Raw genomic sequence first — 8,311 nt, forward strand, 5'->3', positions numbered from 1 at the left:
TCGAACCGTGCCTGTGCGACGGCATCGAGCCGCAGCGTCAAGATCAGCGGAGCCATTGCCTGAGGATCGCCGTGCAGCAGCTGCGTCATGGGGGTCTGGACTTCCGCGGGTCAGCCCCGCCACGCCGTTGCACGAACCGCGAGATGGTCTGCGGCAGCCCTGCCCGCATCGAAGCGGGTAACATAAGTATGCTGCCGCAGATCAGTCTCAAGGCCAGAGTCCGCTGCCGCCCCAGCGCCTGCAATGCTGCGCGCCCGCTTTGAAGGGATGCTGCGCCCCGGGCAGGTTCGGCCCATAACCCGACCGTTCCGCGACGTTGCTCATGGTCACGGGCGGGCAGAGCACCAACAGCTCTGGAGCCGGCAATCGATTCCACCCCTTCCGTCCCAAATTGTGCATGATAACGTCCTTTATCATACGCAAAAGACTATAGCACAGGCCTCCGAAATATTTTGAAATCGTATTAACATTAATGCTATCATTGCATACAATGCTGCCATGACCACTTCCTTCGACATGCCGCGCTCCACCACTCTCAACATCCGCCAGCTTGATCCAGCGCTGAAAGAGCAGCTGCGCATCCGCGCCGCCCATAACGGCCGCTCCATGGAGGCTGAGGCTCGGGCGATCCTGCGGGAGGTGCTGATGGCCGATCAATCGACCCATCCGGCCAGCGGCGCCGAGCTGGTCGCCGCCATCCGCCGCCGCTTCGCACCCCTGGGCGGCGTGGAGCTGGAGCAGCCGGCGCGCGGTCCCGGGCGTGAACCGCCGCGCTTTGAATGATCATTCTCGACACCCACGTGCTTTCCGAGCTGATGCGCCCGGAGCCCGCCGCTTCGGTGGTGCGCTGGATGAACGCCCAGCCGCTTTCCGCCTTACGCGTCACGGCCCTCTCCTACGCGGAAATCCTGCTCGGCATCGCCTCGCTGCCGGACGGCCAGCGCCGCGATCAGCTGGCTGAGCAGGCCGAGGGACTGTTTTTGAAGGACTTCGCGGGCCGCATTCTGTGCTTCGAACCTGCCGCTGCGCCGGCCTATGCGGCTCTCGCCGCGCAGCGCCGGCAGGCGGGGCAGCCGCTCGGCGCGGTGGAGGGCATGATCGCTGCGATCGCCCATGTCCATGGCGCCGCCATTGCCACGCGCAACAGTGACCTCGGTAGTTGTGGCGTGCCCCTCATCGATCCGTGGGCAGTGCCATAATCCGCTTCTGCCCCAGCATCTTACTCGTATGGACTATGTATGAATGAGCGCACGCCGAAGCCGCCGGCGCAGGACGAAACGGCCAGCCCGGCCGCCTGGCAGGCGCGCATCGCGGCCCTGGAAGCCGAGAACGCGCACTTGCGCGCGGCGCTGCGCGCCGGGCGCGTCGGGCATCTGACCGTCGATCCGGCGACCGGTGAGCACTCGAATTATTCCCCTGAGTACCTGGACCTGCACCGTCTGCCGCCCGGCACCGCCGGCGAGACCAAGGCCGAATGGCTGGCGCGGGTGCATACCGAGGACCGTTCGCGCGCGGACCAGGAAATGACGGATGCGCTGGCCAGCCGAAGCGACGACTATCGCAGCGAGTACCGCGTGCTGTCCGAGGGCGATGCGGCAGGACGCTGGATCACGGCACGCGGCGGGATGCAGGCGGCAGATAGTGTCACCGGTGAGCCCGAGCATCTGGCGGTAGCGCAGCACGACGTGAACGAACGGCGCTGCGCCGAGGATGCGCTGCGCGAGAGTGAGGCGCATTTCCGCTGGGCGGCGGACCTAAGCCCGCAAGTGCCGTGGATGGCCGACGCCGAGGGCCGCATCCTCGACTTCGGGCAGCGCTGGACCGAGTTGACCGGCATGAGCCGCGAGCAAACGCTGGCCGGCGAGTGGGTGCATGCCATCCATCCTGACGATCTGGCAGGCGTGCAGGCCGCCTGGACCAGTTCGGTGCGCACAGGCAAGCCGTATGACATCGAGCACCGCATCCGCGCGGCAGATGGCTCCTACCGCTGGATACGGGCGCGCGCCACCGCACGGCGCGACCAGACCGGCCGTATCTTGCGCTGGTACGGCAACACCGAAGATGTGCATGAATACCGCGCCGCCCTGGAGGCGCTACGGTCGAGCGAGGCACGCTTCCGTGCCGCGGTAGAGGCGGTGAGCGGCATCGTGTGGACGAACAGTGCTACCGGAGAGATGCAGGGAGATCAGCCCGGCTGGTCGGCACTGACCGGACAGACCTTTGAGGAATACCAAGGCTTCGGCTGGGCCAGAGCGGTGCATCCCGACGACGCCCAACCCACGATCGACGCCTGGAACCAAGCGGTAGCCGAGCGCCGGCCGTTCGTCTTTGAGCACCGCCTGCGTCGCCATGACGGGGCCTGGCGCCACTTTGCCATCCGTGCCGTTCCCGTGCTGGACGATAATGGATCGATCCATGAGTGGGTCGGGGTGCATACGGACATTACCGAGCAGCGCGAGAATGTGGCGCTGAAGGACGCCATTCTGGAGGCCGCCCTCGATTGTATCATCACCATCGACCAACGCGGCGATATCATCGAGTGGAACCCGGCGGCCGAGCGCACCTTCGGCCATACCCGGACGGCCGCGCTTGGCCAGAACATCGCGGATGTCATCATTCCGCCGGAGTACCACAGGGCACATCACGATGGGTTGGCGCGCTATTTGGCCACGAGAGAGGGGCCGGTCCTGGGGCGGCGCATCGAGCTGGAGGCACTGCGCGCTGATGGCTCGCGCTTTCCGGTGGAGCTCGCCATTACGCCGATCTCGACCGGCGCGCAGGTCTATTTCACCGCCTATCTGCGCGACATCGGTGAGCGCCGGCAGGCGGAGGCGGCGCTGCGCGAGAGTGAGGCGCAATTTCGGGCAATGGCGGACAACATCCCGCAGATGGCCTGGATGGCGCGGCCGGATGGCTCGCGGTATTGGTTCAATCGACGTTGGTGCGACTACACCGGCATGCCACCAGGGCAGGCAGAAGGCTTCGGCTGGCAGGATAGTCACCATGCGGACCATCTCGGCCGCGTGCTAGAAGGGATGCACCGCGCCTGGGCGAAGGGCGAGCCGTGGGAGGATACCTTCCCCTTGCGCGGCAAGGACGGTGAGTATCGCTGGTTCCTCTCCCGCGCGGTGCCGGTGCGCGACGCGCAGGGCCAAGTGACGCTGTGGTTCGGCACCAACACCGACGTCACCGAGCGGCAAGCCATTGAGGCAGCCCTGCGCGAGGAGAGCCATACGCTGGAGGTGCTGAACCGCACCGGCGCAGCGCTGGCAGCGGAGCTGGAACTGGGCAGCATCGTGCAGAAGGTGACGGATGCGGCGACCGAACTGTCCGGCGCTGCTTTCGGCGCGTTCTTCTACAACGTGGTGGAGAAAGGCAAGGAGGCGTTGACCCTCTATACCCTCTCCGGCGCGCCGCGCGAGGCGTTCTCCAGATTCCCGCTGCCGAGCAAGACGGCGGTGTTTGCTCCTACCTTCCATGGTGAGGGCATTGTGCGCTCCGATGACATCACGGCCGATCCCCGCTATGGGCAGAACATACCCCATCGCGGCATGCCGGAGGGACACCTGCCGGTGCGCAGCTACCTCGCCGTGCCGGTGGTGTCGCGCTCGGGTGAGGTGACGGGCGGACTGTTCTTTGGCCATCCCGAGCTGGCGGTGTTCACGGAGCGCGCCGAGCGCATCGTCGCCGGCATCGCCGCGCAGGCGGCCATCGCCATTGACAATGCCCGCCTTTATCAGGCGGCGCAGCATGAGGTGGAGGCCCGCACGGTCGCCGAGGAGGAGCTGCGCCAGCTCAACGAGACGCTGGAGCGCCTGGTCGAAGAGCGCACGGCCGCCCTGCAGATCGAAGTAGAGGAGCGTCGGCGTGCCGAAGAAGCCGCCCGCCAGAGCGAGAAGCTGGCCGCTATCGGCCAGCTCACCGGCGGCATCGCGCACGACTTCAACAACATCATTCAGGTGGTCGCCTCCGGCACCACGCTGCTGCGCTACCCGGGCCTGAGCGAGGAACGACGCGGGGCTGCGCTGGACGGGCTCACCAAGGCAACCGAGAGTGCCAAGGAGCTGACCAGCCGCCTGCTGGCGTTTGCCCGCAAGCAGACGCTCCAGCCCGAGGCCTTCGACCTCAACGAGCGCCTGCGCGGCATGGCCGAGATGCTGCGCCATACACTCGGCTCGCGCATCCGCGTCGAGACCGACTTCTATGCCGACATATGGCCGGTCATGGCTGATCCGGGACAGTTCGAGGTAGCGATCCTCAACCTCGCGGTGAATGCCCGCGACGCCATGCTGCCCGAGGGCGGCACCCTGACGCTTACCACCCGCAACGTCGTGCTGGAGGCCACGTCCGAGCACGCGGCGGGCGACTATGTGTGCCTGGCGGTGCAGGATACCGGCAAGGGCATGCCGCCGGCGGTGCTGGCGCGCGTGTTCGAGCCGTTCTTTACCACCAAGGGCCAGGCCGGCACCGGGCTTGGCCTGCCGCAGGTGCATGGCTTTGCCAAACAGTCCGGCGGGGACATCGATATTGAAAGCGTGCCCGGCCAGGGCACCACGATCCTCTTCCACTTGCCACGTGCCGCCGTAGCGCTGGGCCATACCGCACCGCGCTCAGCCCTGTCGCCCGCGGCGCGCATGGAGCACACGGCCGGCAAGACGGTGCTTGTGGTAGACGACAACCCGGACGTGGCAAGCTTTGCCGCCTCGATGCTGGAGGAGCTGGGGTATACCACTCGCCGAGCGACGAACGCGGGCGACGCACTCAGCCTGCTGGCCGAAGACGCAACGATTCATGCGGTCTTTTCGGATGTGGTGATGCCGGGCGAGATGGACGGGGTGCAGCTGGCCAGTGCCCTGCGCCTGCGCCATCCGCGCCTCGCGATCGTGCTGGCGACCGGCTACAGCCAGGTGCTGGCGGAATGGCAAGGCAAGGCGGTCGCCGAAGTGCTGAGCAAGCCCTATCGGCTGGATGATCTTGCGGCAGCGCTGGAGCGCGCCCTTACGGCCCGCGCCACGGACACGAAGGAGACCGACGCTGGCTTGATCCCAGAGAGCACGACCGGAGAAAGCGCATGAGCCAAGTGCCCTCCGTTCTGCATGGTCACGCAGGCGCAGTGGGTCCTGGCGGGTTGGCCCTGCCCTCCCCCATCCTGGCCGAGGGCGAGCGCGCCGCGATCCGCTACGTCGAGTTCTTCACGGCGCAGATCAGGAACTCCAACACCCGCGCCGCCTATGCCCGCGCGGCTTCCGCCTTTTTTACCTGGTGCGAGGGGCACGGCCTCCCTCTCCCCGCCATCCAGCCGGTGCACGTCGCCACCTACATCGAGCAGATCGGCCGCGAGCTCTCCGCCCCGAGCGTGAAGCAGCAGCTCGCCGCCATCCGCATGCTGTTCGACTGGCTAGTGGTCGGCCAGGTGGTGCCACTCAACCCGGCGGCCGCCGTGCGCGGTCCGAAGCACAGTGCCGCCAAGGGCAAGACCCGCATGCCGACGCGCGACGAGGCCAAGGTCCTGCTCGCCAGTATCCCGACCGACAACCTGGTGGGCATGCGCGACCGGGCGCTGATCGGCACCCTGCTCTTCACCTTTGCCCGTGTCAGCGCGGCGGCGGCCATGCGAGTGGGGGACTACTACCCGGTCGGCAGGCGCTGGTGGCTGCGCCTGCATGAGAAGGGCGGCAAGCACCATGAGATGCCGTGCCATCACACGCTGCAGGAGTACCTGGACGCCTACCTTGAGGTGGCTAGCATCGAGGCTGACAAGCGCGGGCCGCTGTTCCGCACGGCCGAGGGCCGCACCGGCCGCCTGCGCAGCCAAGCGATGAGCCAGCCGGATGTGTATCGAATGATCCAGCGCCGCGCGGAAGCTGCCGGCGTGGCGACAAAGATCGGCTGCCATAGTTGGCGAGCGCGAGGCATTACGGCCTATCTGGAGAATGGCGGGCTGCTCGAACATGCTCAGCAGATGGCCGGTCATGCCAGCGCGCGGACGACCAAACTTTACGACCGACGCAACGACCGAATTTCGCTGGACGAGGTCGAGCGGATTGCCCTGTAGCGGCAGATTGATCGCGGGCGTTCCACGACCGCCTTCCGCACCTCAAGGCTGCGGCCTGCTCGAGGTGCAGATTGACAGCTTCACCTGCACCGGTGCTCGCTCCAGGCAAGGCGCTCTCCCCCATCCTCGGCCAAAGCGGCCTGCGGACGGGTCCCATACGAGCGCCTTGCCTTCCGCTGTGCGCCGTCGCCGGCAGAAGGTGTCGGGACGGGAAGCCGTCCCGACCATCGACCCGCCTCCGGCGCGGGTCGAACAGGAAGCTGGTTCAGTCAGGATGCTCAGGCCGGCGGCGCGGCGAACGGATCTCCTCTTCTATCAAGGAGGCCTCAGAATTGCGCATCCATTGAAATGCGCGCGCCTCCAGTATCGCGGCGATGCTGTCCCATGCGGCGCCTTCAACAGCGCGGCGCGATACCTCGCCATAAGCCCGTCAGCACGGGCGCCAGCCAGGAGACGTCCCGCAGCTGGCCTGGGCGGCGCTTGCGATAGATTTGCAGCACGTCGCGGGCGGGGACCCGCTGGCTGCTCAACCAGGTGGCACCGCCCGGCAGCACCCAGGACGCGCCGGGGTGCACGCGGTGCAGCCAGTAGCCGACCGGCTCCCCCGCCTCGCCGAGGCCGATGCCCTGCAGGGTGGGGACACCCTCGATCACGCCCTGCCGCGCCGTGTCGAGGTGGTCGCTCTCCAGCACCTGGAGCCGCAGGCCGATCGGGTTCGCCGACGTGATCTCCGCCGGCAGCAGCCGCACGAAGCATTCGCCACTCTCGACAACGGCACGCATGACCAGCGCCTGTAGGCCATACAGGTCGAGCCGGCCTTCGGCGTCGCAGGCGGTGCTGTCGGACCAGCGGCGCCAAGCCTCGGCGTGGGGTTTGTCCGGCCAGCGGGTGGTGATGCCGGCGCCCACCGCATTGCCGGTCCAGAGATCGACGATGCGGGCGGCGTAGGGGTCGTTGCGCACGGCATCGCGGGCGCGGCGTGCCACGGTGGGGGCCGCGGCACCCACCTCGGCCGTTGCGCTGCTGCCGGAGGCCGCCCAGCACGAGGCGCGGCTGTCCTGTGCGGCCGCGTACCCCCGGAGCGCGTGCCAAGCATCACGAAGACGCCCCATCACTTGCTTCCCTCGCGGGAGAAGCTGGCGAAGGTCACGTTGGGCCGGCGCGCGGCGCTGTTCTCCGCGGCGTGCAGGACGGACAGCGCGCGCCCCAGTTCATCCAGGGACCGGTACTCGACGGTGCGGCCGTCGAAGGTCACGCGCGTGGTGCCGCCGGTGAAGGCGGCGGCCAGGACCGACGCACGGCTGATGGCAGGCTGTGCCAGCGCCCAGGCAAGGACGGTCGGGTCCATGAACGTCCTCTCTCCTGTCTGTCGTGGCCGCTTCGCCTTGCGGAACGGACGTGGCACTGCGCTATGCTCTGGCGGCACAGCCGTAGCGAAGGTCACATGACGCAGCACAGATCCATGGAGCGCATTTCAGCGGCGGTGCTAGCGGAAGCGCTGCGGCGAACACCGCCTACGCATTATGTCATCTGGACGGGCCACAGGTATCGAAGCCAGGCCGGATCACTTCGCTCTCAGGCCCTCTCCCGCATCACCGAGGTCGGCGAACCTGTTTCGGTTCAAACTCTAATGCAGCGCGCGGCGCGCATCGATGGCGAGCTCGGCTTCGATCCTGCGACTGTCAGATCGGGCCTTGGGCTGCACCAGGGTGCGCGCCCGGCGGTCTATCTGCTCGTCGATAGGAAGGCATCCGGCGATTACGCAGCAGTGCGTGACATTCCCTTCGCAGGCTCACCGAGCCGAGCGATCCGCGAAGGTGATGTTGTGCTCAATAGAAACGGCCAGCTGTTGGCGAATTGCTTGAAGGCCAGGTGACGCTAGCAGACAGCATCACGTGCGTAGCCAGTTGCTGCGCGGCGTGAGCCAGCCGCGCGGGCGCTGGATGTCCGATGCGGCTGGCGGCTGTGAGGCCAGTGCCGGAGTGATGGATGCAGATGGCGCGGCCGCGAGCGGCGCATCCGCCGCCTCGTCCCGCAACCGAGCCCAGAACTGCTCGCCGTAGCGGTCGGCACCGAGCAACCAGAGCGCCGCGCGGGCGAGCACCGCGCAGTCCAGCGCCTCGTTCCGTTCCCGCAGCTTGGCCCATTCCTGCCGAGCAAAGCCGCGGCGGTCCTTGGTGGTGCGCAGCTGCTCCGCGACCAGTTGCTTGACCCACTCCACCTCGATCGCCCGGGGCAAATGCACCCAGCCGGGCG

At 67.4% G+C, this 8,311-nt stretch carries 8 protein-coding genes; 5 read left to right on the forward strand and 3 right to left on the reverse strand.

Annotation, left to right across the window (positions count from 1 at the left end):
* Window positions 1-498: 498 nt before the first annotated feature.
* Genes H7965_RS27375 through H7965_RS27390 form a run of 4 tightly spaced genes read left to right on the forward strand, consistent with a single transcriptional unit; the run spans window position 499 to window position 6,055 of the window.
* The gene (locus H7965_RS27375) at window positions 499-783 is read left to right on the forward strand and encodes a FitA-like ribbon-helix-helix domain-containing protein (protein WP_229682826.1); all 285 of its coding nucleotides are present in this window, start codon (window positions 499-501) and stop codon (window positions 781-783) included.
* Complete coding sequence (locus H7965_RS27380; RefSeq protein WP_186773709.1) at window positions 780-1,199, forward strand: type II toxin-antitoxin system VapC family toxin; 420 nt, start codon at window positions 780-782, stop codon at window positions 1,197-1,199. Before H7965_RS27375 ends, H7965_RS27380 begins: the two co-directional genes overlap by 4 nt.
* A gap of 39 nt (window positions 1,200-1,238) precedes the next feature.
* Window positions 1,239-5,075 (forward strand): PAS domain S-box protein, encoded by a 3,837-nt coding sequence (locus H7965_RS27385; protein ID WP_186773710.1) that lies wholly within the window; start codon window positions 1,239-1,241, stop codon window positions 5,073-5,075.
* Between the two features lie 53 nt (window positions 5,076-5,128).
* Window positions 5,129-6,055, forward strand: a complete 927-nt coding sequence (locus tag H7965_RS27390) for a tyrosine-type recombinase/integrase (protein WP_229682827.1) — start codon at window positions 5,129-5,131, stop codon at window positions 6,053-6,055.
* A gap of 395 nt (window positions 6,056-6,450) precedes the next feature.
* Here the strand turns inward: H7965_RS27390 and H7965_RS27395 are convergent, their stop codons facing one another.
* Both H7965_RS27395 and H7965_RS27400 read right to left on the reverse strand, forming a co-directional pair.
* The gene (locus H7965_RS27395; protein WP_229682828.1) at window positions 6,451-7,167 is read right to left on the reverse strand and encodes a phage portal protein; all 717 of its coding nucleotides are present in this window, start codon (window positions 7,165-7,167) and stop codon (window positions 6,451-6,453) included.
* A complete protein-coding gene (locus tag H7965_RS27400; protein ID WP_186773712.1) occupies window positions 7,167-7,403 on the reverse strand; it encodes a phage head-tail joining protein in 237 nt (78 codons plus the stop codon). Before H7965_RS27400 ends, H7965_RS27395 begins: the two co-directional genes overlap by 1 nt.
* A gap of 114 nt (window positions 7,404-7,517) precedes the next feature.
* Here H7965_RS27400 and H7965_RS27405 point away from each other — a divergent pair, with 114 nt between their 5' ends.
* Window positions 7,518-7,931 carry a hypothetical protein gene (locus H7965_RS27405; protein WP_186773713.1) on the forward strand — a complete coding sequence of 138 codons (414 nt, stop codon included), beginning with the start codon at window positions 7,518-7,520 and terminating at the stop codon, window positions 7,929-7,931.
* Window positions 7,932-7,946: 15 nt separating this feature from the next.
* Here the strand turns inward: H7965_RS27405 and H7965_RS27410 are convergent.
* Window positions 7,947-8,311 (reverse strand): terminase gpA endonuclease subunit (locus H7965_RS27410; protein ID WP_186773714.1); only part of this gene is annotated, 365 nt, incomplete at its 5' end.

Origin of the sequence: Siccirubricoccus deserti (genome assembly GCF_014283215.1) — a bacterium.
GTDB lineage: Bacteria > Pseudomonadota > Alphaproteobacteria > Acetobacterales > Acetobacteraceae > Siccirubricoccus > Siccirubricoccus deserti.